The sequence below is a fragment of the Burkholderia sp. BCC0506 genome, from assembly GCF_902833145.1.
GTDB lineage: Bacteria > Pseudomonadota > Gammaproteobacteria > Burkholderiales > Burkholderiaceae > Burkholderia.
Genome location: NZ_CADFEN010000001.1, coordinates 724,977 through 745,631, shown reverse-complemented (window position 1 = coordinate 745,631; position 20,655 = coordinate 724,977). Strand labels below are relative to the sequence as shown.

At 70.3% G+C, this 20,655-nt stretch carries 22 protein-coding genes; 12 read left to right on the top strand and 10 right to left on the bottom strand.

Annotated features, from left to right (window positions below; all coding sequences use genetic code 11):
* Window positions 1-59 precede the first annotated feature (59 nt).
* Both HWX62_RS03200 and HWX62_RS03195 read left to right on the top strand, forming a co-directional pair.
* Window positions 60-1,148 (top strand): glycosyltransferase family 9 protein, encoded by a 1,089-nt coding sequence (locus tag HWX62_RS03200; RefSeq protein WP_175930159.1) that lies wholly within the window; start codon window positions 60-62, stop codon window positions 1,146-1,148.
* Window positions 1,138-2,088 carry a glycosyltransferase family 4 protein gene (locus HWX62_RS03195; protein WP_175929887.1) on the top strand — a complete coding sequence of 317 codons (951 nt, stop codon included), beginning with the start codon at window positions 1,138-1,140 and terminating at the stop codon, window positions 2,086-2,088. The genes HWX62_RS03200 and HWX62_RS03195 overlap by 11 nt, the downstream gene beginning before the upstream one ends.
* Before the next feature lie 34 nt (window positions 2,089-2,122).
* On the opposite strand, the gene HWX62_RS03190 is transcribed toward HWX62_RS03195, so the two are convergent.
* Window positions 2,123-3,160 carry a sigma-54 dependent transcriptional regulator gene (locus HWX62_RS03190; protein WP_175929888.1) on the bottom strand — a complete coding sequence of 346 codons (1,038 nt, stop codon included), beginning with the start codon at window positions 3,158-3,160 and terminating at the stop codon, window positions 2,123-2,125.
* A gap of 345 nt (window positions 3,161-3,505) precedes the next feature.
* Here HWX62_RS03190 and HWX62_RS03185 point away from each other — a divergent pair, with 345 nt between their 5' ends.
* Window positions 3,506-4,873: a sigma-54 dependent transcriptional regulator gene (locus tag HWX62_RS03185; protein WP_175929889.1), complete on the top strand. Its 1,368-nt coding sequence runs from the start codon at window positions 3,506-3,508 to the stop codon at window positions 4,871-4,873.
* Between the two features lie 29 nt (window positions 4,874-4,902).
* Here HWX62_RS03185 and HWX62_RS03180 read toward each other — a convergent pair whose 3' ends face one another.
* Window positions 4,903-5,820, bottom strand: coding sequence for a glycosyltransferase family 2 protein (locus HWX62_RS03180; RefSeq protein WP_175929890.1), 918 nt, complete (start codon window positions 5,818-5,820; stop codon window positions 4,903-4,905).
* Complete coding sequence (locus tag HWX62_RS03175) at window positions 5,799-6,494, bottom strand: PIG-L family deacetylase (RefSeq protein WP_175929891.1); 696 nt, start codon at window positions 6,492-6,494, stop codon at window positions 5,799-5,801. Before HWX62_RS03175 ends, HWX62_RS03180 begins: the two co-directional genes overlap by 22 nt.
* A gap of 119 nt (window positions 6,495-6,613) precedes the next feature.
* On the opposite strand from HWX62_RS03175, the gene HWX62_RS03170 reads away from it, so the two are divergent.
* Complete coding sequence (locus HWX62_RS03170) at window positions 6,614-8,920, top strand: PAS domain-containing protein (RefSeq protein ID WP_175929892.1); 2,307 nt, start codon at window positions 6,614-6,616, stop codon at window positions 8,918-8,920.
* A 27-nt stretch (window positions 8,921-8,947) separates the two neighbouring features.
* Here HWX62_RS03170 and HWX62_RS03165 read toward each other — a convergent pair whose 3' ends face one another.
* Both HWX62_RS03165 and HWX62_RS03160 read right to left on the bottom strand, forming a co-directional pair.
* The gene (locus HWX62_RS03165; protein WP_175929893.1) at window positions 8,948-9,994 is read right to left on the bottom strand and encodes a UDP-glucuronic acid decarboxylase family protein; all 1,047 of its coding nucleotides are present in this window, start codon (window positions 9,992-9,994) and stop codon (window positions 8,948-8,950) included.
* Window positions 9,994-11,313 carry a glycosyltransferase family 1 protein gene (locus tag HWX62_RS03160; RefSeq protein ID WP_175929894.1) on the bottom strand — a complete coding sequence of 440 codons (1,320 nt, stop codon included), beginning with the start codon at window positions 11,311-11,313 and terminating at the stop codon, window positions 9,994-9,996. Before HWX62_RS03160 ends, HWX62_RS03165 begins: the two co-directional genes overlap by 1 nt.
* A 244-nt stretch (window positions 11,314-11,557) precedes the next feature.
* Here HWX62_RS03160 and HWX62_RS03155 point away from each other — a divergent pair, with 244 nt between their 5' ends.
* The 7 genes from HWX62_RS03155 to HWX62_RS03125 all read left to right on the top strand — a co-directional run bounded on the left by HWX62_RS03155 (window position 11,558) and on the right by HWX62_RS03125 (window position 16,272).
* The gene (locus tag HWX62_RS03155) at window positions 11,558-11,953 is read left to right on the top strand and encodes a BON domain-containing protein (RefSeq protein WP_175985084.1); all 396 of its coding nucleotides are present in this window, start codon (window positions 11,558-11,560) and stop codon (window positions 11,951-11,953) included.
* Window positions 11,954-11,983: 30 nt separating this feature from the next.
* Window positions 11,984-13,012, top strand: coding sequence for an SDR family oxidoreductase (locus HWX62_RS03150; RefSeq protein ID WP_175929896.1), 1,029 nt, complete (start codon window positions 11,984-11,986; stop codon window positions 13,010-13,012).
* Window positions 13,013-13,039: 27 nt separating this feature from the next.
* A complete protein-coding gene (locus tag HWX62_RS03145) occupies window positions 13,040-13,339 on the top strand; it encodes a DUF2795 domain-containing protein (RefSeq protein WP_175929897.1) in 300 nt (99 codons plus the stop codon).
* 61 nt (window positions 13,340-13,400) lie between these two features.
* Window positions 13,401-13,967 carry a hypothetical protein gene (locus HWX62_RS03140; protein WP_175929898.1) on the top strand — a complete coding sequence of 189 codons (567 nt, stop codon included), beginning with the start codon at window positions 13,401-13,403 and terminating at the stop codon, window positions 13,965-13,967.
* 127 nt (window positions 13,968-14,094) lie between these two features.
* On the top strand, window positions 14,095-14,952 hold the full coding sequence (locus HWX62_RS03135; protein WP_175929899.1) for an SDR family oxidoreductase: 858 nt from the start codon (window positions 14,095-14,097) through the stop codon (window positions 14,950-14,952).
* A gap of 34 nt (window positions 14,953-14,986) precedes the next feature.
* Window positions 14,987-15,601 (top strand): DUF4142 domain-containing protein, encoded by a 615-nt coding sequence (locus HWX62_RS03130; RefSeq protein ID WP_175929900.1) that lies wholly within the window; start codon window positions 14,987-14,989, stop codon window positions 15,599-15,601.
* A gap of 59 nt (window positions 15,602-15,660) precedes the next feature.
* A complete protein-coding gene (locus HWX62_RS03125; protein WP_175929901.1) occupies window positions 15,661-16,272 on the top strand; it encodes a DUF892 family protein in 612 nt (203 codons plus the stop codon).
* Between the two features lie 96 nt (window positions 16,273-16,368).
* Here the strand turns inward: HWX62_RS03125 and HWX62_RS03120 are convergent, their stop codons facing one another.
* Together HWX62_RS03120 and HWX62_RS03115 are read right to left on the bottom strand one after the other, a co-directional pair.
* Window positions 16,369-17,661, bottom strand: coding sequence for an Nramp family divalent metal transporter (locus HWX62_RS03120; protein ID WP_175929902.1), 1,293 nt, complete (start codon window positions 17,659-17,661; stop codon window positions 16,369-16,371).
* Window positions 17,658-18,329 (bottom strand): UdgX family uracil-DNA binding protein, encoded by a 672-nt coding sequence (locus HWX62_RS03115; RefSeq protein WP_175929903.1) that lies wholly within the window; start codon window positions 18,327-18,329, stop codon window positions 17,658-17,660. The genes HWX62_RS03120 and HWX62_RS03115 overlap by 4 nt, the downstream gene beginning before the upstream one ends.
* Window positions 18,330-18,562: 233 nt before the next feature.
* Between HWX62_RS03115 and HWX62_RS03110 the strand changes: the two genes are divergently transcribed.
* Window positions 18,563-19,042 (top strand): response regulator, encoded by a 480-nt coding sequence (locus HWX62_RS03110; protein WP_175929904.1) that lies wholly within the window; start codon window positions 18,563-18,565, stop codon window positions 19,040-19,042.
* A 121-nt stretch (window positions 19,043-19,163) separates the two neighbouring features.
* Here HWX62_RS03110 and HWX62_RS03105 read toward each other — a convergent pair whose 3' ends face one another.
* The 3 genes from HWX62_RS03105 to HWX62_RS03095 all read right to left on the bottom strand — a co-directional run bounded on the left by HWX62_RS03105 (window position 19,164) and on the right by HWX62_RS03095 (window position 20,509).
* A complete protein-coding gene (locus HWX62_RS03105; RefSeq protein ID WP_175929905.1) occupies window positions 19,164-19,640 on the bottom strand; it encodes a PRC-barrel domain-containing protein in 477 nt (158 codons plus the stop codon).
* Between the two features lie 91 nt (window positions 19,641-19,731).
* Window positions 19,732-20,163, bottom strand: coding sequence for a CBS domain-containing protein (locus tag HWX62_RS03100; RefSeq protein WP_059575027.1), 432 nt, complete (start codon window positions 20,161-20,163; stop codon window positions 19,732-19,734).
* Window positions 20,164-20,254: 91 nt separating this feature from the next.
* Entirely contained in the window at window positions 20,255-20,509 is a 255-nt protein-coding gene (locus HWX62_RS03095) for a hypothetical protein (RefSeq protein ID WP_175929906.1), read from the bottom strand.
* Window positions 20,510-20,655 lie beyond the last annotated feature (146 nt).

Genomic DNA, 20,655 nt, shown 5'->3' with positions numbered 1-20,655 from the left:
CCTGTCAACAGCACGCCTTTCCTCTCCGTCCTGAAGGACGGGGTTTCTCGGAGCAACTGATGAAGCTCGATCCCAGCGTCGATTCCGACGGCCCGCGCGGCCCGAAGCGGATCGCGGTGTTCCGCGCGTTGCAGCTCGGCGACATGCTGTGCGCGGTGCCCGCGCTGCGTGCGCTGCGGCGCGGCGAACCCGACGCGCGCATCACGCTGATCGGCCTGCCGTGGGCGCGCGAATTCGCGTCGCGCTTTTCCGACTACATCGACAATTTCATCGCCTTCCCCGGCGCGCCCGGTCTCGGCGAACAGCCGGAACCCGACGCGGCCACGCGCGAGGCGTTCGTCGCCGAATGCCGCGCGCGCGACTTCGACCTCGCGATCCAGCTGCACGGCAGCGGCGCGCACACGAACGCGATCGTCGCGTCGCTCGGCGCGACGCGCACGGCCGGCTTCGTGCCGGCCGACGGCGGCACGACCGCGCTCGACTGCGCGCTCGTGTGGCGCGACGACGAGCCGGAAGTGACGCGCTATCTGGCGCTCACGCGCCGGCTCGGCTACGCGGACTGGGGCGACTACCTCGAATTTCCGCTCGGCGGCCTCGACTACGCGCTGTGGCACGTGCTCTGCGACGAACATGCGCTCGATCCCGGCCGCTACGTGATCGTCCATCCCGGCGCGCGGATGGCGTCGCGGCGCTGGCCGGTCGAACGCTTCGCGCTCGCCGCGCGGCAGCTCGCCGACGACGGCTGGCAGATCGTGCTGACCGGCACGCGCGCGGAACTGGCGCTGGCCGGCGCGTTCGCCGAGCACCTCGCGCGGCCGTGCGTGAACCTGTGCGGGCGCACGCCGCTCGGCGCGCTGGCCGCGCTGATCGCCCGCGCGCGGCTGCTGTTGTGCAACGACACGGGCGTGTCGCATGTCGCGGCGGCGCTCGGCACGCCGAGCATCGTCGTCGCGTGCGGCAGCGATACGGCCCGCTGGGCGCCGCTCGACGCCGAACGCCATCGCGTGCTCGCGAACTACCCGGCGTGCCGCCCGTGCATGTTCGAGTCGTGTCCGTACGGGCACGAGTGCGCGACGGCGATCGGCGTCGGCGACGTGATCGACCGGGCGGGCGAGCTGCTCGCGGAGGAGAGACGTCATGTCACGTAAGCGGTTGCGCGTGCTCACCTGGCACGTGCATGGCAACTACCTGTATTACCTGTCGCAGGCGCCGCACGATTTCTACATCGTGACGAAGCCGCAGCATCCGCCCGGCTATGCGGGCCGCGTCGGGCACCTGCCGTGGGGCGACAACGTGCACGAGGTGCCGGCCGAGTGCGTGCGCGACACCGCCTTCGACTGCGTGCTGTACCAGCACGTGAAGCATTACCAGCACGACCGCCTGCGGCTGCTGAGCGAAGCGCAGCGCGCGCTGCCGACGCTGTTCGTCGAGCACGATCCGCCGCGCGAGCATCCGACCGACACGCTGCATCCGGTGCAGGACCCGAACGTGTTGCTGGTGCACGTGACGCCGTTCAACGCGCTGATGTGGGACAACGGCGTGACGCCGACGCGCGTGATCGAGCACGGCGTGCTGGTGCCGGAAGGGGTCGAGTACCACGGCACGCTGCCGAAGGGCGTGGCCGTCGTGAACAACCTCGCGCGCCGCGGCCGGCGCCTCGGCGCGGATCTGTTCGAGGTCGTGCGGCACAGCGTGCCGATCGACCTGGTCGGGATGGGCTCGTGCGAACTCGGCGGAATCGGCGAAGTGCCGAATCCGGCGCTGCCGCAGTTCCTGTCGCACTACCGGTTCTTCTTCAATCCGATCCGCTACACGAGCCTCGGGCTCGCGGTGATCGAGGCGATGATGATCGGGCTGCCGATCGTCGCGCTCGCGACGACCGAGATGGCGCAACTCGTGAAGACCGGCAGCAACGGCGTGGCCGACACGCGGCCGGCCGTGCTGATCGACGCGATGCGGATGCTGATCCGCGATCCGGAACTGGCGCGCGAGTGGGGCGCGGCGGCCAGGCGCGACGCGTGCGAGCGATTCGGCATCGAACGCTTCGCGCGCGAGTGGGACGCGGCGCTGCGCGACATGACGGCGTGAGGCCGTAAGTGCGGCGGCGCGCGTGCCGCCGCACTTACGGCGTCGTCGCGGGCGGTGAACCGGATGCGCTGCCGCCATTCGCGGCATTCGGCGCCGGCGGCGCGTTGCCGCTCACTGCGTTGCGCTCGCTCTCGGGCAGCAGCGCGAGCCGGTTGTACAGCGTTTTCAGGCTGATGCCGAGCGCCTTCGCGGTGCGCGGCTTGTCGCCGTTGAAATGCCGCAGCGACGCGACGATGAAGCGCTGCTGCGTATGCGCGAGCGTCGTGCCGATGTGCAGCGTCATCGCGTTGTGGCGCACTTCCTCGCGCGGCGGCGCGCGGCGCGGCAATTGCAGCTCGATCTGCTCGTCGGCGAGGATGAACGCGCGCTCCAGCGCATTGCGCAGTTCGCGCACGTTGCCGGGCCACGTATACGCGCGCAGCGCCTTCATCGCCTGCGTCGACAGCCGCTTCCTCGTGCGGTGCCGCGCATTCAGCCGTTCGACGATCTGCAGCGCGATGTCGCCGACGTCGTCCTCGCGCTGCCTGAGCGCGGGCACGTGCAGCGCGATCGGCGCGATCCGGTAGAACAGGTCTTCGCGCAGCCGGCCGCTGCGCAACGCCTCGACCGGATCGTGATGCGTGGCCGCGACGATCCGCACGTCGAGCGGAATCGCGTCGTGGCCGCCCACGCGCACGATCGTGTTGGTTTCGAGCGTGCGCAGCAGCTTGACCTGCAATTCGAGCGGCATCTCGGCGATCTCGTCGAGAAACAGCGTGCCGCCGCGCGCGGCTTCGAACATGCCCACATGTTGCGCGACGGCGCCCGTGAAGCTGCCTTTTTCGTGACCGAACAGGTGCGACTCCGCGAGATCCTTCGGAATCGCGCCGCAGTTGACGGGCACGAACGGGCCGCGCCGGCGCGGGCTCATGTCGTGAATGAGCCGGGCGACGATGTCCTTGCCCGCACCGCTTTCGCCGACCACCAGCACACTCACGCGGGTGGCGGCGACACGCGAGACTTTCAGCAGCAGATCCTGAATTGTTCGCGAACGCCCGAACAGTCGCGTGCCGTCATCGTCGGATTTCGACATGGAGTAATAACCGGATTGGGAAGTTTTGACCGAATGTGTCGTGAGCAGGTAAAAAACGACGTGGCATGCGCCGGTTTTTACGTATTCAGGATACCTTTTATGCAGGCGCGACGACATTGAATCTGGCAATGCGATCGACATCGGCGGATAGATTTATTCGATGAACGACGAATGCGCGACACCATTCTTCTATACTGCTAAGCACGCGTTTTCCGAGCAGGGCAGCTTGTCTGCCCATTCGTGTGCAGCGTTGAAGATGCCGTCACGGGCTCAGTGACGTGCATTGCGCCGCACGTGTCGCGGTGCCGGCCGACGCAGGGCCGGGCCGCATTACCAGGAGCCTCGATGCCTTACGTCCTGATCGTCGAAGACGACGCCGATACGCGAACGATGCTGGCCACGCTCGCACGCACGCAGCAGCTTTCGTGCGATACGGCCGCGACGCTTGAAGAAGCGCGCACGCTCGTCTCGACGCATACCCCCGATCTCGTGCTGTGCGACCTCGTGCTGCCCGACGGCAACGGGATGGATCTGTTCGACGCATTGCCCAAGCGCGGGCATTGCGAAATGGTGTTGACCACCGGCCACGCGAGCCTCGAAACCGCGATCGACGCATTGCGGCGCGGCGCGACCGATTACCTGGTGAAGCCGCTCAACATGCAGCGGCTGAACAGCATCTTCGCGCGCGTGCCGCGCACGACCGCGCTGCACGAGGAAATCGCGGAACTGCGCTCGGAGCTGCAGCGCCTCGGCCGCTTCGGCCGCATGCTCGGCAGCTCGCCCGCGATGCAGGCCGTCTACGACGCGATCGGCCGCGTCGCGCGCACCGAAGCATCGGTGCTGCTCACCGGCGAATCGGGCACCGGCAAGGAGCTCGCCGCGCAGACGGTGCACGACCTCAGCCTGCGCCGGCGCGGCCCGTTCCTCGCGGTGAACTGCGGCGCGATCGCCGCGAACCTCGTCGAGAGCGAGATGTTCGGCCACGACCGCGGCAGCTTCACCGGCGCGGAGCGCCAGCACAAGGGTTTCTTCGAACGCGCGGACGGCGGCACGCTGTTTCTCGACGAGATCACCGAGATGCCGCTCGAATCGCAGGTCAAGCTGCTGCGCGTGCTCGAAACCGGGCGCGTCACGCGGCTCGGCTCGACGCGCGAGATCGACGTCGACGTGCGCATCGTCGCCGCGACGAACCGCGACCCGGAAGCCGCGATGGCGGACGGCAAGCTGCGGCCCGACCTGTTCCACCGGATCAACGTGTTCCCGATTCCGCTGCCGTCGCTGCGCGAACGCGGCGACGACATCCCGATGCTCGCCGATGCGTTCCTGCAGCGCTACAACGAGGAGAGCGGCCGCAACCTGCGTTTCTCGCCGGCCGCACGCGAAGCGCTGAAGACCTACGAATGGCCGGGCAACGTGCGCGAGCTGCGCAATTTCGTGCAGCGCGCGAGCATCTTCACCGATGCCGACGTGATCGACACGCTGCCGCCGCCGATCATGGACGAACTGTCCAGCATGGTCGATTCGCATGAAGATCGCGTGACGGTGCCGTTCGGCACGCCGTTGGAGGAAGTCGATCGCAAGCTGATCCTCGGCACGATCGCCCAATGCGGCGGCGTGAAGGCGCAGGCGGCCGAGGTGCTCGACGTCAGCCTGAAGACGATCTACAACCGGCTCGCGCAACTGGAAGACGAAGCGGAAAAGCCCGATTCCTGATGCCGCTACGATCGCGTTCGTGTTCCCGCTCATGTGCCCGTTCCGGCCTGCGTGTCGCGCGCGAGCCGGCGGCGCATGCGCTCGACGTGCGGCGGGATCGCGCGTCGTTCGCGCAGGATCCACGGCAGGCCGGCGAACGTGCGCACGATCGTGCGTTCGCGGCGCAGCCGCGGCAGCATTCGCACCGTATGCAGCCACGCGGCGGCGGCCGGCCATCTGAGCCACGCGGTCCACACCGCGTTGCGGGCGGCGGTGCGCGCGCGCGTGGGCCGGTCGCGCTGCGTCGACGGGTAGTGATGGACCGTGAGGCCGGGCGCGTACACGAGCCAGTGGCCGGCGCGAGTCAGGTCGAGCGCGAGCAGCGCTTCCTCGCCGCCGAGGAAGTAGCGCGGGTGGTAGCCGCCCGCGCGCACGAACGCGTCGCGCCGGAACGCGGTCGCGCCGGCCAGCAGCCCGAGGATCGGCCGGCCCGGCAGCGCGACGCTCGCGTCGAGCGGGCTGTCGGCCATCAGTCGGCACGTCGGGTCCTCGCGTTCGTCGGGGCCGACCAGCACGCGCGCGGTGACGGCCGCGACGTGCGGATACGCGTCGAGCAGGTTCGCGGCTTCGGCGATCGAGCCGGGCGCCCACCACGTGTCGTCGTCGCAGAACGCGACGTGGCGCGTGCGGGCGACGGTGACACCGAGGTTGCGGCCGGCCGCGCCGAGGTTGCCCGGCGCCTGCACCAGCGCGACGTGCGGGAAGCGGTCGCGGATCAGCGCGGCCGTGTCGGCCTCTGCCGCGTTGTCGACGACGACGATCGCCGGCCGGTCGGGCAGCGCCGAAAGACGGTCGAGCGTGCGCGCGAGTTCGGCCGGGCGCCGGCAGGTGAGCACGACGGCGGTCACGCGCGGCTCGCCCGGCGGCAGCGCGACGCGTGCGGGCGTTACGCGGACGTGACGTCGCATTCGAGCCGCCAGAGCGTTTCGGGTTCGCGGAGCGCGGCACGCATATGAGGCTCGAGCAGCGTGACCTGGCTGGCATACGCGTCGACGGCGGCCGCTTTCGCGCTCGCGCCTCGCGTATCGCCGCCGGCCGGCGCCGCGACCGGATGCGCGATCCAGCCGCGCTCGCGCCAGCCGATCACGCGCCTGGCCATCAGCCCGTCGATGCGGCGATAAGGCACGTCCTCGTAGAAGCGCCAGACATGCGACGCATCGTCGTCGCGCAGCAGCCACAGCATGGCCTCCTGCACCTGCAGGTGATCGCGATGGAACAGGCCGGCCGGCGCGAGCACGCCGAAGCCCGGGTGTGCGTCGATCGCCGCGGCCACGCGCGCCGCGATCGCGTTCGACGTGGCCGGTATGCCGTACTGATCGTCGAGGAAGTCGAGCCACACGGGGCGCGCGTCGAGCAGCGCGAGCGCGCGGCGGTCTTCGTCGCGGCGCGCGCGCATCGCTTCGTCGGCGTGGCGAAAGCCCGCGCGGCGATCCCACGGCGGCGCGGGGGTGCCGCGCGGCGGTATCCCCGCGAACACGGTCACGACGATCGAGCCGGGCGCCTGCGCGAGCAGTTGCCCGCAACTGAAGACGGCATCGTCGAGATGCGGCGAGACGACGAGCCAGCGTGTCGGGTCGGGCATGGCGTGAAGATCTCCATCGTGAGCGGCCGGGCCGCCGGTCCCGATCGGCCAGCATGCACCGTGCCCGCCGGCGGCAGCCACGCAGGCCGGCATCGACTGTCCCCGCAGGAGCTTCTCCCATGACCGAAATTGCACGGCCGCAGGCCGGAAATTACGCAACGGCCGTGATGCTGGTCGCGATCGCGACCGTGCTGCAGACGCTCGCGATCCGCTTCGGCGGCGTGAATCTGCCGTTCGTGCTGTATTACCCGCTGCTCGCCGGCGCCGCGTGGGCGACGTCGTTCCTGTTCGGCATCGTGTCGACGGTGGTCAGCGGGCTGCTCGTCTGGACGCTGTTCCTGTCCGATCCGGCGGCCTATCCGGCGCCGTTGCCCGAACGGCTCGTGCAGCTCGGCACGTTCATGCTGATCGGCGCGCTGGTGTGCGCGGTCGCGTCGATGCTGCATCGCACGCGCGTCGCGAACGATCGCGCGCGCCGACGCGAGACGGCCGCGCGCCGGCAGCTCGAAGCCGTGCTGCGCGCGCTGCCGCACGGCGTGATCGCGACCGACCCGAACGGTCGGCTCACCTATCTCAACGCGGCCGCGGCCGCACTCGTCGGCTGCCGGCCGGACGAGGCAATCGGGCGGCCGGTGCGCGACGTCGTGCGGATCGTCGATCGCGAAGGCCGCCGCGTGCCGACCACGCCGCTCGATCATGCGCTGGGCGGCGCCGAGGCGACGTCCGACCGGCACTGGCTGCAGGCCGGCGACGGCGATCGGGTGCCGATCGTCGCGGTCGCGTCGCCGATCGGCGATGCCGACGGCAACCTCGACGGCGCGGTGCTGCTGCTGCGCGATGCCGGCGCGGACCGCGCGCGCGTCGATGCGTCGCGGCGCCAGCAGGCGGTCGTCGAGGCGTCGCCGGACGCCATCGTCGGGATCGATGGCGATGGCCGGATCGCGAGCTGGAATCCGGCTGCGCAGCGGATCTTCGGCTACGACGAGGCCGACGCGTGCGGCCGCCGGTTCGACACGCTGATCGCGCGCCGCTGGCTTCGGCTCAACCCGCTCGCCGACGCAGTCGACGCGATGGGCGAGCCGGTCGGGCCGCTCGAACTGCTGTGCGTGCGGCGCGACGGCCGGCGTTTTCGGGCGACGGTGTCCGCGTGCCCGGTGCAGGGCGACGCGCGCGCCAGCGTCGCGCTGTCGCTGACGCTGCGCGAAACCGGTGCGCAGCGCCGCCGCGACCTGCGTGCGCAGCGCTCGCTGCAAGGCGCGCGCAACGCGCTCGACCAGGCCGATACGTCGAACCGGATGAAGGACGAACTGCTGGCCACGGTGTCGCACGAATTGCGCACGCCGCTGAACGTGATCTACGGGTGGATCGAGGTGCTGCGCAACTCGGGCGAGCAGGCGTTGCAGCATCAGGCGATCGACGCGATCGACCGCAGCGCGCGCTCGCTCACGCGGATGGTGGGCGACATCCTCGATGCGTCGTCGCTCGCGACCGGCAAGCTGCGGCTCGACGCGACGCCGGTCGACGTCGTGCGGCTGTTCTCCGACGTGGTCGGCACGTTCCAGACGGCCGCGTCGTCCGCCGGCATCATGCTCGAATTCGACTGCGACGTGTCCGCGTGCATCGTGTCGGGCGATGCCGAGCGGTTGCGGCAGATGCTGTCGAACCTCATCTCGAATGCGCTGAAATTCACGCCGGGCGGCGGCAGCGTGACGGTCGGCCTCGCGCGCGACGACACGCACGCGGTGCTGAGCGTGTCCGATACGGGGCAGGGCATCGCGACGGAGTTCGCGCCGTACGTGTTCGACATGTTCCGCCGTGCCGACGATTCGCCCGCGTCGCCGCGGCGCGGCCTCGGTCTGGGCCTGTCGATCGTGCGGCACATCGCGGAGCTGCACGGCGGCCGCGTGAGCGTCGCGAGCGCGGGCCGCGATCGCGGGACGACATTCACGGTGACGCTGCCGGCCGGGTGGCAGCCGGGCGGCGCGATGGCGTGGAGCCTCCTGCACGCGAGCGGCCGCCGCGAGCCGCTCGTGCTCGATACGCAGCGCATCCTGATCGTCGACGACGACGCGACCACGCGCGCGAGCCTCACGGCCGCGCTCACCACGTTCGGCGCGGCCGTCGCGATCGCGTCGTCGGGCCGCGAGGCGCTCGCGATGGTGGCCGACATGCGGCCGACGGTCGTGCTGTCCGATCTCGCGATGCCCGATGGCGACGGTTTCTGGCTGCTGGCCGCGTTGCGGCGCGGCGCGCCGAACGGCGACGGCGGCCCGCTCGACATACGCGTGCTGGCCGTCACCGCGCACGCGGGCCTCGCCGACGAACGCCGCGCGCTGGAAGCCGGCTTCGACGGCTACCTGTGCAAGCCGGTCGACGTGCGCGAACTGGCGCACAAGATCGCGCACGTGACGAAGCGCGACGGCTGATGCGCCGCGCGCCGCGTAGCGGCCGCGTCAGGTGGTCGGCGCCGGCCGGTTCTGCGTATGGACCTGCGCGAGCAGATGCGACGCGATTCGCGTGCTGCGCACGAGGTCGCCGGGCGCGTGGTGCGTGACCTGGCGTTGAATGAAGTACCGCGCGGTATGCGCGAGGCCGTTCGCGAAGGTCGTCGTCGCGCGCCAGCCGAGCCGCTTCTGCGCGGCGGCGAGATTCGGCCGCCGCTGGCGCGGATCGTCGGCCGGCAGCGGCCGGAATTCGATCGGCACGGTCGCGCCGACGATCCGCACGACCTCGCGCGCGACGTCGATCATCGCGATCTCGACGTCGCTGCCGAGATTGACCGGCTCGCTCGCGTCGCCCGGTTCGTCCATCAGCCGGATCAACGCATCGACCATGTCGTCCACGTAGCAGAACGAGCGCGTCTGCTTGCCGTCGCCGTAGACGGTCAACGGCTGTTCCGCGAGCGCCTGCGTGACGAAGTTCGACACGACGCGCCCGTCGGCCGGATGCATGCGCGGGCCGTACGTATTGAAGATCCGCGCGATCCGCACGTCGACGCCGTACTGGCGGTGATAGTCCGCGAACAGCGTTTCCGCGCAGCGCTTGCCTTCGTCGTAGCATGCGCGGATGCCGGTCGGATTGACGCGGCCGCAATAGTGCTCGTCCTGCGGATGGACGTCGGGGTCGCCGTACACCTCGCTCGTCGATGCCTGCAGGATGCGCGCCTTCACGCGTTTCGCGAGGCCGAGCAGGTTGATCGCGCCGTGCACGCTCGTCTTCGTCGTCTGCACGGGGTCGCGCTGGTAGTGAACAGGCGATGCCGGGCACGCGAGGTTGTAGATCTCGTCGACTTCGACGTAGAGCGGAAACGTCACGTCGTGCCGCATCAGCTCGAAGTTCGGCGCATCGAGCAGGTGCGCGATGTTGTCCTTCGTGCCCGTGTAGAAATTGTCGACGCACAGCACGTCGTGGCCGGCCGTCACGAGCCGTTCGCACAGATGCGAACCGAGGAAGCCGGCGCCGCCGGTGACGAGGACGCGTTTTCGATCGTAGCCCTTCATTACGTATTCTCCTTGCGGTGTGCGAGCACGCGTTGCGCGGTCCCGACGGGTGTGCGCCGGCCGGTGCCGGCCGACGTGCCGGCGCGCTGCGCGTGGGCGACGTCGCGGTAAATGGCGACGAGCCGGTCGGCCACGCCCTGCCACGTGTAGAAGCGATGCGCGCGCAGGTAGCCGGCGCGGCCGAGCGCCGCGCACAGCGCCGGTTGCGCGCGCAGCTGCACGAGGCGCGCGGCGAGCGCGGCCGGGTCGCGCGGCGGCACGAGATAGCCGGTCGTGCCGTCGTCGACGGTCGTGCGGATGCCGCCGACGTTGCTGCCGATCACCGGCGTCGCGCACGCCATCGCCTCGACCGGCGTGATGCCGAACGGCTCGTACCACGGCGTCGTCACGAACACGTCGGCCGCGCTGTAGTACAGGTGCAGCGCATCGCGGTCGCGCCGGCCGACGAAGGTCACGCGGTTCGCGATCCCGAGTTCGTGCGCGAATGCGGCGAGCCGCGCGAGTTCCGGGTCGCGCGCGGGGTCGGGCGTCGCGTGGCTGCCGCCGACGACGTACAGGTGCGTCGGCCGTTGCGGATCGCGCGGCATGCGCGCGAGCGCGTCGATCACGGTATCGATGCCCTTGCGCGGCACGAGGCGGCCCAGTTGCAGCACGACGAACGCATCCTGCGGCCAGCCCAGCCGCGCGCGCGCATCGATGCGCGGCACCGGCCGGAATTCCCGCGCGTCGAAGCCGCACGGGACGATCTCGATGCGCGAGGTGTCGGCGCGATAGTGCGTCGTCAGGTCGAGCGCGTCCTGCGGGCATTCGGCGATCAGGCGGTCCGAGCGGCGCGCGAGCGTGTCCTCGATCGCGAAGCGCGCATCGGGGAAGCCGTCGGCCGTGCCCTGGTGCAGCCGCCGCACGCGGCCGAGCGCATGGAACGTCGTGACGAGCGGGATGCCGAGCGCCTTTTTCACGCGCAGCGCGGCGTCGCCCGACATGAAGAAGTTCGCGTGCATCACGTCGACCGGGTCGGGTTCGCGCCGCATGCGCGCGATCATGTAGTGCGCGAACGCGCCCATGTACGGCAACAGCCGCTCCTTGGGCACGTCGGTCGGCGGCCCGGCCGGCACGTGGATCACGCGCATGCGCGGGCCGATCGACACGACTTCCGGCAAATGCGGATTGTCGCAGCGCGTGTAGACGTCGACGTCGAGGCCGCGCTCCGCGAGCTGCTTCGCGACGTTCGCGACATAGATGTTCTGACCGCCGGCATCGACGCCGCCGATCACCCCCAGCGGCGATGCATGTTCACTGATCAACGCGATTCTTTGCATGGTCTTGCTCCCGGTATCGGGGCCGCGCACATGGGCCACCGTCACCGACGACCCGGCAATCGGCATGCCCGCTGCTTGACGGGGAGAACCGCTTCCCGGTGTGCCGAAAAAATTACAACGCGTTGGATGAAAGGGCGTCTGATCGCGATGGCGCGCAGGCATGCGGCGCACGCGGCGCGGCACGCGATTTGCGCGATCTCGGTTCACCCGCCGGCTCGGCCGGCCCGATGAAAAGGAGGTCACGATGAAGGAATTCCCGCTGCAAGCCCGCTCGCCGCGCATCCGTCGCCCGCGCGCGTTGCGCACCGGCATGGCGGTCGCGATCGCCGCGGCCACCGCGTGCATGGTCGTCGCGCCGAACGCGCTCGCCGCCGGCGACGACGGCGCCGCATCGTCGTCGTCGCATTCGAGCACCGGCACGAAGATCCGCGACGCGACGATCACGACCAAGGCGAAGGCCGAACTGGTCGGCACGAGCGGCCTGTCGACCGGCGACATCCACGTGAAGACCCGGCACGGCACCGTGACGCTCACGGGCAGCGTGCCCGACGAGCAGCAGCGCACGCAGGCCGTGAGCGTCGTGAAGCAGGTCGACGGCGTGCAGGACGTGCGCGACCAGTTGACCATCCGGCCCAAATAACCGCGGCACGACCGTCACAGGAGTCCAGCGATGAACTGCATGCTCAAACCGGTCGGCGAACAGACGATCGTGATTACCGGCGCGACGAGCGGCATCGGTCTCGTCACCGCGCGCAAGGCGGCCCGGCGCGGCGCGAAGCTCGTGCTGTTCGCGCGCAACGAGGACGCGCTGAACACGCTGTGCGAGGAAATCCGCCAGCACGGCGGCCTCGCGGTGCCGGTCGCCGGCGACGTCGGCAACGTCGAGGATCTGCAGCGCGCGGCTGCGGCGGCGGCCGACACGTACGGCGGCTTCGATACCTGGGTCAACAACGCGGGCGTATCGATCTTCGGCACGGCGGCCCAGGTGCCGCTCGAGGATCAGCGCCGGCTGTTCGACACCAACTACTGGGGCGTCGTGCACGGCTCGCTCGTCGCGGCCGATCATTTCCGGCGCAAGAGCGATTTCCACGGCGGCGCGATCATCAACATGGGCAGCGAGGCGTCCGACGCGCCGGTGCCGCTGCAAAGCGCGTACGTCGCGTCGAAGCACGCGGTGAAGGGCTTCACCGATTCGCTGCGGCTCGAGATGGAGGCCGATCACCTGCCGGTGTCGGTCACGCTGATCAAGCCGGCCGCGATCGACACGATGTTCGTGATGCACGCGAAGAACTACATGAACGTCGAGGCGAAGCTGCCGCCGCCGATCTACGACCCCGACCTCGTGGCCGACGCGATCCTGTTCGCGGCCGCGCATCCGCGCCGCACGCTGTTCGTCGGCGGCGCCGCGAAGTTCACGTCGGCGAGCGCGTACCACGCGCCGCGCCTGTTCGATCGCGTCGCGGCCACGCTGTTCTCGCGCGGCCAGCGCACGGTGCGGCCCGCGCGGCCGCGCGACGACAACGCGCTGTACGACTCGCGCCACGCGCTGCACGAGCGCGAAGGCATGGAAGGGCCGGTGCTGCGCAGCTGTGCGTACAACACGGTGGTGCAGCGGCCGAAGGTCGCCGGCGCGGTCGCGCTGGGGGCGGCGGCGCTGGTGTTCGCCGCGTTCGCGCGCTCGCGCCGGCAGACCGCGTGATTTCGTTCATTTTCCAAGGAGGCTTTCATGACATCCCGACAACATACGGGCCACGAATACAGCCACTCGCGCGCGCACGAAGGCGAGCGCACGCAGCAGGACCACGACAAGGGCGGCCATCAGGCGGGCCACGGCAAGCCGCCGAGCCCGGTCGACGTGCAGAAGGCGCTGAAGGGGATGGACTACCCGGCGAGCAAGGCGGACGTCGTGCAGTGCGCGGAACGCTCGCACGCGGACCCCGAGGTGCTCGACATGCTGCGCCAGATTCCGGAGCGCGAGTACGACACGCCGGCATCGGTATCGAAGGAGCTCGGGCGATTGATGTGAGCGTCGCCCCGTTGCGCCGCGTGCCTGTGCGCGCGGTGCGTCCATCACGAGGAGCACGACCATGGCGATGATCGTCGCAGGCCGTTTCACGACGTTCGATGAAGCGGAAGGTGGGGCGCGTCACCTTTACGAGCGCGCGTTCGGGCCCGACGACGTGTCGATCTTCTTCCTGAACCCCGGCGGCCAGCACGCACGCTTCCCGATCGGCGGCGACGTGTATGCCGATACGGCGGCGAAACCGGGCGGGCGCGGCGCGATGGTCGGCGCGATGCGCGGGCTGCTGATCGGCGTCGTCGTCGGGTTGATCGTCTATGCGCTCGGCCTGCGCTACTGGTTCGTGCCGGCCGCCGCCGCGCTGGCCGGCGCGTATCTCGGCGCGTTCGGCGGCGCGCTCGGCCGGATGCGCGGCGAGCAGGCCGAAGGCAAGGGCACGCTCGCGCGGAGCGAGACGGGCGTGATCCTCGCCGCGCGCGTGACGCCCGATACCGCGACGGCCGCCGAAGACGTGCTGCGCGCGACCGGCGCGAAGTCGATCGAGCGCGTCGAAGGCGACTGGCAGGACGGCGAATGGCGCGATTTCGATCCGGTGCGCCGCCCCGACGAAGCGCCGTCCGGCGGCCCGCGCTGACGACGCCGTTTTTCCGGACGCTTGCAACGTCACCCCTGAAAACCCTGCCGCCGCGTGCGGGCCGGCGTGCGCCGCGCGCGGCATGCCGCTTGCGCAGCATCGGCGGCACCCGTTCAAGGAGGAACCCATGACCACCGCACAGACTCCACCGCCGCAGAAACAGACGCAGCAGCCGGGCACCGAGCGCGACATGCATCCGAAGCCGCGCGACGAGGCGGCCGACTACGTCGGCAGCGGCAAGCTCGCCGGCAAGGTCGCGCTCGTGACGGGCGGCGACAGCGGGATCGGCCGCGCCGTGGCGATCGGCTTCGCGAAGGAAGGCGCGGATGTCGCGATCGTCTATCTGAAGGAGTCCGACGATGCCGCGCATACGAAGAAGCTGATCGAGCAGGCCGGCCGGCGCTGCGAGGCGATCGCATGCGACGTCGGCGATCGCCGGCAGGCGCGCGACGCCGTGGCGCGCACGGTCGAGCGGCTCGGCCGTCTCGACGTGCTCGTGAACAACGCGGGCGAGCAGCATCCGCAGCCGGGTATCGAGGAGGTGAGCGAGGAACAGCTCGAACGCACGTTCCGCACGAACCTGTACGGGATGTTCTTCTGCACGCAGGCCGCGCTGGCGCACATGAAGGCGGGCGGCCGCATCGTCAATACCGCGTCGGTCACCGCCTATCACGGCAGCCCGAAACTGCCCGACTACTCGGCGACGAAGGGCGCGATCGTCGCGTTCACGCGCTCGCTGTCGATCGAGCTGGCCGAGCGCGACATCCGCGTGAACGCGGTCGCGCCGGGGCCGATCTGGACGCCGCTGATTCCGTCGACGTTCACGCCCGAACAGGTCGCGAAGTTCGGCTCGAACGTGCCGCTCAAGCGGCCGGGCCAGCCGGACGAACTGATCGACTGCTACGTGCTGCTCGCCTCGGCAGGCGCGAGCTACATGACCGGGCAGACACTGCATCCGAACGGCGGCTCGATCGTCGGCGGCTGATGGCTGTTTCCACGCAAGCACCAGGAGAAAGCAGATGAGACAACCCAACTGGACGATCGCGGCGCTCGCCGCCGGCGTGCTCGCCGCATCGGGGCTCGCCCGCGCGCAGATGCCGAGCGAGCCGCCCGCGTCGAATTCGCACGTGCCGGGCGGCGTGATCAATCCGTCGTCGGGCGCGGGCGCCGCGGGCGACCCCGGCATCGCGAAAGCGCCGAAGGGCGCCGACGCGGAGTTCGTCGACAAGGCCGCGATGGCCGGCAAGGCCGAAGTGCAGGCCAGCCAGCTCGCGCTGAAGCAGGCGCAGTCGCCGGACGTACGGGCGTTCGCGAAACGGATGGTCGCGGATCACGGCAAGGCGAACGCGAAGCTCAGCGAAATCGCCGCGCGCAAGGGCATGAAGCCGCAGGTCGACCCGCTCTCGGACCCCGACGTCGAGGCGCTGCGCGGCAAGAGCGGGCGCGACTTCGACAGCGCGTATCTCGCGGCGGCCGGCCCCGATGCGCACAAGAAGGCGGTCGCGTTGTTCGAGGACGAAGCGCGCGACGGCAAGGACGCGCAACTGCGCGCGTTCGCGAAGTCCACGCTGCCGACGCTCAAGCATCACCTGAGCATGGCGGAGACGGTCGCACGCAAGGCGGGCGCGCAATAACGCGCGCCCGGTTCAACCCCCGGGCCGCACGCGCGGCCCGCTTTTTCGGAGAAGCAGTCATGGCCCAACGGCAATCGAAGCACGAAGGTATCCTCGAACTGCTCTGCCAGGCTTACGAGACCGAGCTTGGCGGCGCGAAGGTGTACGAGGCCGCGCTCCAGTGCGCGACCGACGAGGACCTGCACAAGGAATGGGAGAAGTACCATCGCGAGACGCTGCATCACCAGGAGGTGCTGCGCAAGGTATTCGAGACGCTCGGCCTCGATCCCGATGCGCAATCGCCGGGTCGCGCCGCGGTGGCCGCGACCGGCCAGTCGCTGGTGCAGGTGATCGAGCAGGCGAAGCAGCAGGCCGACCCGGCCGTCGCGCAGGTCGTCGCGGCCGAGTGCGTGGTGCTGGCCGAGACGAAGGACCACCTGAACTGGGAGCTGATCGGCTACGCGGCCGACCAGTTGCCCGACAGCGACGCCGCGAAGGCGCTGAAGGCGGCGCACGACGAAGTCGAGGCCGACGAGGATCATCACCTGTATCACACGCGTGGCTGGGCGCGTGAAATGTGGATCGAGTCGATGGGCTTCAAGGCGGTGCTGCCGCCGCCGGAGGAAGTGAAGAAGGTGGAGTCCGCCGCCGATGCGGCACGTGCCGAGCGCTCGCGCGGCAAGATGATGTAACGGCCGGGCCGGCGGGCGGCGCGACCGCCCGCTCGCCGGCCCGAGCGGTTGCCCGATGAGGTTGCGCACGCAACCTCGTTCATCTCCCTTCGTCGGTCACGTCAGCACGTCGACGATCATCGTCACCACCGACGCCGCCATCAGCGCGACCGCCAGCCAGCCGAACACTTTCGATACCGGCCCGCTGCCGGGCTGGCCGGCCGCATCGCGCTTGTGCGACAGCAGCATCACGAGCACGAGCATCGGCACCGCCGCGACGCCGTTGAGCACGGCGCTCCAGTACAACGCGCGGATCGGGTCGATCGGGCTGAAGCAGATCGCGATGCCGACGATCACGCACAGCGCCAGCACCGTGTAGAACGCGGGCGCGCGTCGCACGGGCTCGTTCAGCCCTTCGCGAAACCGCCACGCTTCCGCGCAACCGTACGCGGCGCTGCCCGCGAATGCGGGGATCGCAAGCAGCCCGCAGCCGACGATGCCGAACGCGAACACCACGAACGCGGCTTCGCCGGCGAGCGGCCGCAATGCCTCGGCTGCCTGCGCGGTGCTGCCGATGTCGTGCCTGCCGTGCGTGAAGAAAACCGCCGCGCCGATCACCATGATGCAGAACGACACCGCGTTGGTGACGATCATGCCGGTCCACGTGTCGAAGGCAATGCGCCGTTCGGTCTCGCGGCGCGTGTTGCGCTCGCCGTCCTGTCGCTCGGCCGTGGTTTCCTCGACTTCGAGCGCGGCCTGCCACACGAACAGGTACGGGCTCAGCGTCGTGCCGAGCACGGCGACCGCGGTGGTCGCATAGTCGTGCGTGAACGCGATCCGCGGCAGCACGAGCGCATGCAGCAGGTTGCCCCAGTCGATGTGCACGAAGCCGAGCTCGAGCACGTACGCGATCAGGCCGAGCGTCATCCATTTCAACCAGCGCGCATAGCGTTCGTACGACAGCGTCACCTGCAACGCGAGCGATGCGATCCCGTAGAGCGGCGCATACCAGTAGCTGCGGCCGCCGGCGACGAGCGCCGTCGCGTCGCCCATCGCCGCGAGATCGGCGCCGACGTTCACGACGTTGACGATCACGACCATCGCGATCAGCGTCTTCGCGAGGCGATCGGAAAAATGCGCGCGGATGCCGGCCACGAGCCCTTCGCGATTGCGGCGCCCGATGAACGCCGACGCGAGCTGCACGGCGACCATCATCGGCAGCGTGACGACGATCATCCACAGCATGTTGAAACCGAACTGGCTGCCCGCCTGCGCGTAGACGGCGACGTTGCTCGGATCGGCATCCGACGCCCCCGCGAGCAGGCCCGGGCCCAGCCGCCGATACCACGGTTTCGCGGCAGGCCGCGGCGCGTCGGCCGCCGGCCGCGCGTCTTCGTTCAGTCCGCTCATCCGGCGTCCCCGTGCGACGGCCGCCCGCTGCCGTGGCGCCGCTCGCGCGCGAGGCGCGACGCGGTGCGCAACGCGTCGACCAGCGTGCGGTAGGCGCGTTCGCGGGAATCGGCGCCGCGCGTGCGCAGCACGTACGACGGATGATAGGTCGCGACGACGAGCCGGCCGTCGTCGGTGCGCACCGGTGCGCGCGTGCGCTCGAGCGTCGCGTCGTTGTCCTGCAGCACCGCGCGCAGCGCCGTCGCGCCGAGCGCGACCACCACGCGCGGCTGCACGGTGTCCAGCTCGCGTTCGAGCCAGTAGCGGCATGCGGCCACCTCGCGCTGCGCGGGCGTCTTGTGCAGCCGCCGCTTGCCGCGCGGTTCCCATTTGAAGTGCTTGACCGCGTTCGTCAGGTACACGTGCGTGCGGTCGATGCCGGCTTCGTCGAGGGCGCGATCGAGCATGCGACCGGCCGCGCCGACGAACGGCAGGCCCGCGCGGTCCTCCTGGTCGCCCGGCTGCTCGCCGACCAGCATGATCGGTGCGTCGTCCGGCCCGGCCCCCGGCACCGGCTGCGTCGCGTGTTCCCACAGCGCGCAGCGGCGGCACGCATCGAGCGTGGCCGGAGCGTCGTCGTCGGGCGGCGGCGACGCGGGTGCCGGGCGGTCGGGCGTGTTGCGGGTCATGCGGCGCCTCCGGTGCCGGCCGAACGCGTGCCGAGCCGCGATCGCGCGGAACATGCCGGCGCACGCGCGGTCGCACGCGCGAAGGGAAGCAAACCGGACGATCGAAGCCGCATCGGGCGCATGAAAGACTCCTGGGTCGACGATGCGAACGGTGCAGCAACCGGCATGCCGCATGCAGTCGGTATGGGCGCGCGCCTTGCGTGGCCCATCCGTCCAACGACAGGAGAAGCACGATGCAACCCGACTCCGGCGACGATCCGGCCGCCGACGACGTGCTGTTGTGGCGCGCACCCGACAGCGTGCCGCGCCGCCCGCGCCGCGTGCTGGTCGTCGACGACTATCGCGATGCGGCCGATGCGCTGCGCCTGCTGCTCGAGGCGCGCGGCTTCGAGTGCCGGGTCGCCGACGATCCGTTCGCGGTGTGCGACGTCGCGCGCGACTGGCAGCCGTTCGCGGTGGTGCTCGACATCGCGATGCCGGGCCTCGACGGGTTGCAGCTCGCCGCGCGGCTGCGCGGCGATCCGAAAACGTCGGACATGCTGCTGATCGCATGCAGCGGGCTCGTGTCGCGGCGGGATTGCGAGCGGGCGAAGGAGGCCGGCTTCGACGCGCATTGCGTGAAACCGCTGACACCGCACCGGCTGCTGGGCTACCTCGAATCGGCCAGCGGCGGCGCCGTGAAGCCGGACGGGGAGGTTACACGACCCTTGTAAAAAGGCGGACGGCGTGCCGGGCGCGGCGCCCGCGCCGCCGGACGGCAGACAAAAAAACACCCCGCGCGGGGCGGGGCGTGTCGCACGCACGCGCCGGCGCACCGGCGCCGCGTCGTGGTGCTCAGTGGCGACCGCGCGGGTCGTTCAGGTCTTCGGTCGGGTCGGTCAGCCCGAGTTCGTCGCCGGCGCTCCAGTACGGCGTGCTGCCGTAGAACTCGTGCAGCGGCTCGGCCCATTGCGGATCGGCCATGGCCGGCCAGTGGTCCTTGTCGAACCCCGGCGCGTTGCGAATGCGCTCCGACGATACCGACAGCAGGAAGCACTTGCGCTCGGTGTCGAGCGTCAGCGCGCTCCACGGAATCGCGTGCAGCTTGTCGCCGATGCCGAGGATGCCGCCGCTCGACAGCACCGCGTACGCGATGCGGCCGGAGCGCACGTCGAGCATGATGTCCTTGATCTTGCCGACATCGTCGCCGTCGGTCGTATAGACCTTGTCGCCTTCCAGCGTATCGGCCGCCATCACGTCGGGGCCGGGGCCGGCCGCCGTCGCGGCGCCCTTGCCGATGATGCGGGTCTGACCTTGATCGGGAGTCTGCATGGTTTCCTCCTGGCTGCGTGGGGCGCGACCGTGCCCGGGATGGGCCCTGCGGGTCGCGCGGGGTGGGCGGGGCGAAGCGCAAGCCGCTCCGTCACGTCTGCTTCGGTTGCGACACGCCTTCGAGCGTGTTCGCCACGTCGTCGCGCTCGGGGCTGGCCGTGCGCGTCGCGATGTCGGCGAGCGACAGCATGCCGACGAGTCGCTTGTCGTGATCGACGACGGGCAGCCGGCGCAGTTGCGCGTCGGCCATGTAGTGCTGGATCTCGTCCAGCGAATCGTCGTCGAAGCACCATTCGATCGGGCCGGACGCGACCTCGTGGATCCGCGTCTCCGGCGGCTTGCCGGCCGAGATCGCGCGCACCGCGAGATCGCGGTCCGTCACCATCCCGACCAGCCGGTTGTTGTCGCACACGGGCAGCGCGCCGATGTCGTAGCGCTCCATCAGTTGGGCGGCGTGACGGATCGAGTCGGTCGGCGAGATCCGCACGACGTCCTGCGACATGATTTCGTTGACGCGATGCATGAAGTTCTCCTTGCGGGTGGGTGAAGCAATGGGCCGTTGCGGCGCTTTCGCGATCCAGCAAAGCGCATGCCGGGGTGCGCGGCGCGCCCCGTCACGCGTCGTCGCGCTTGCGCTTGTCCTGCCACGGCCCGTCGTCGTGCGTGCCGGGCGGCGTGTCGGGCTCGATGCGCGTGACGCCGCCGGTGGCGGGCGGGTCGCTGGCCGGAAACGTGTCCTCCAGCTGCTTGTCGATGTGACGTTCCGAATGGCGCGTGTGCGTGCGGTCCTGGTCCTTCAGCGGCGGTTGCGGATCGGGCTGCCGCTCGTGCGCCGGTGCGTCGTGGCCGTGCCGGGTCGAATCCTTCATGGCGGTGCTCCGTATCGGTGACGATGATCGGCCTGTGTCGCAACCGGCGTGCCCGGTTCGCCCGCACGGCACGCGACTTGCCGCTGCAACGGCGACGACCACGACGACGATGACGACGCGGCCGCGACAGCGGATGACTGCCGCGG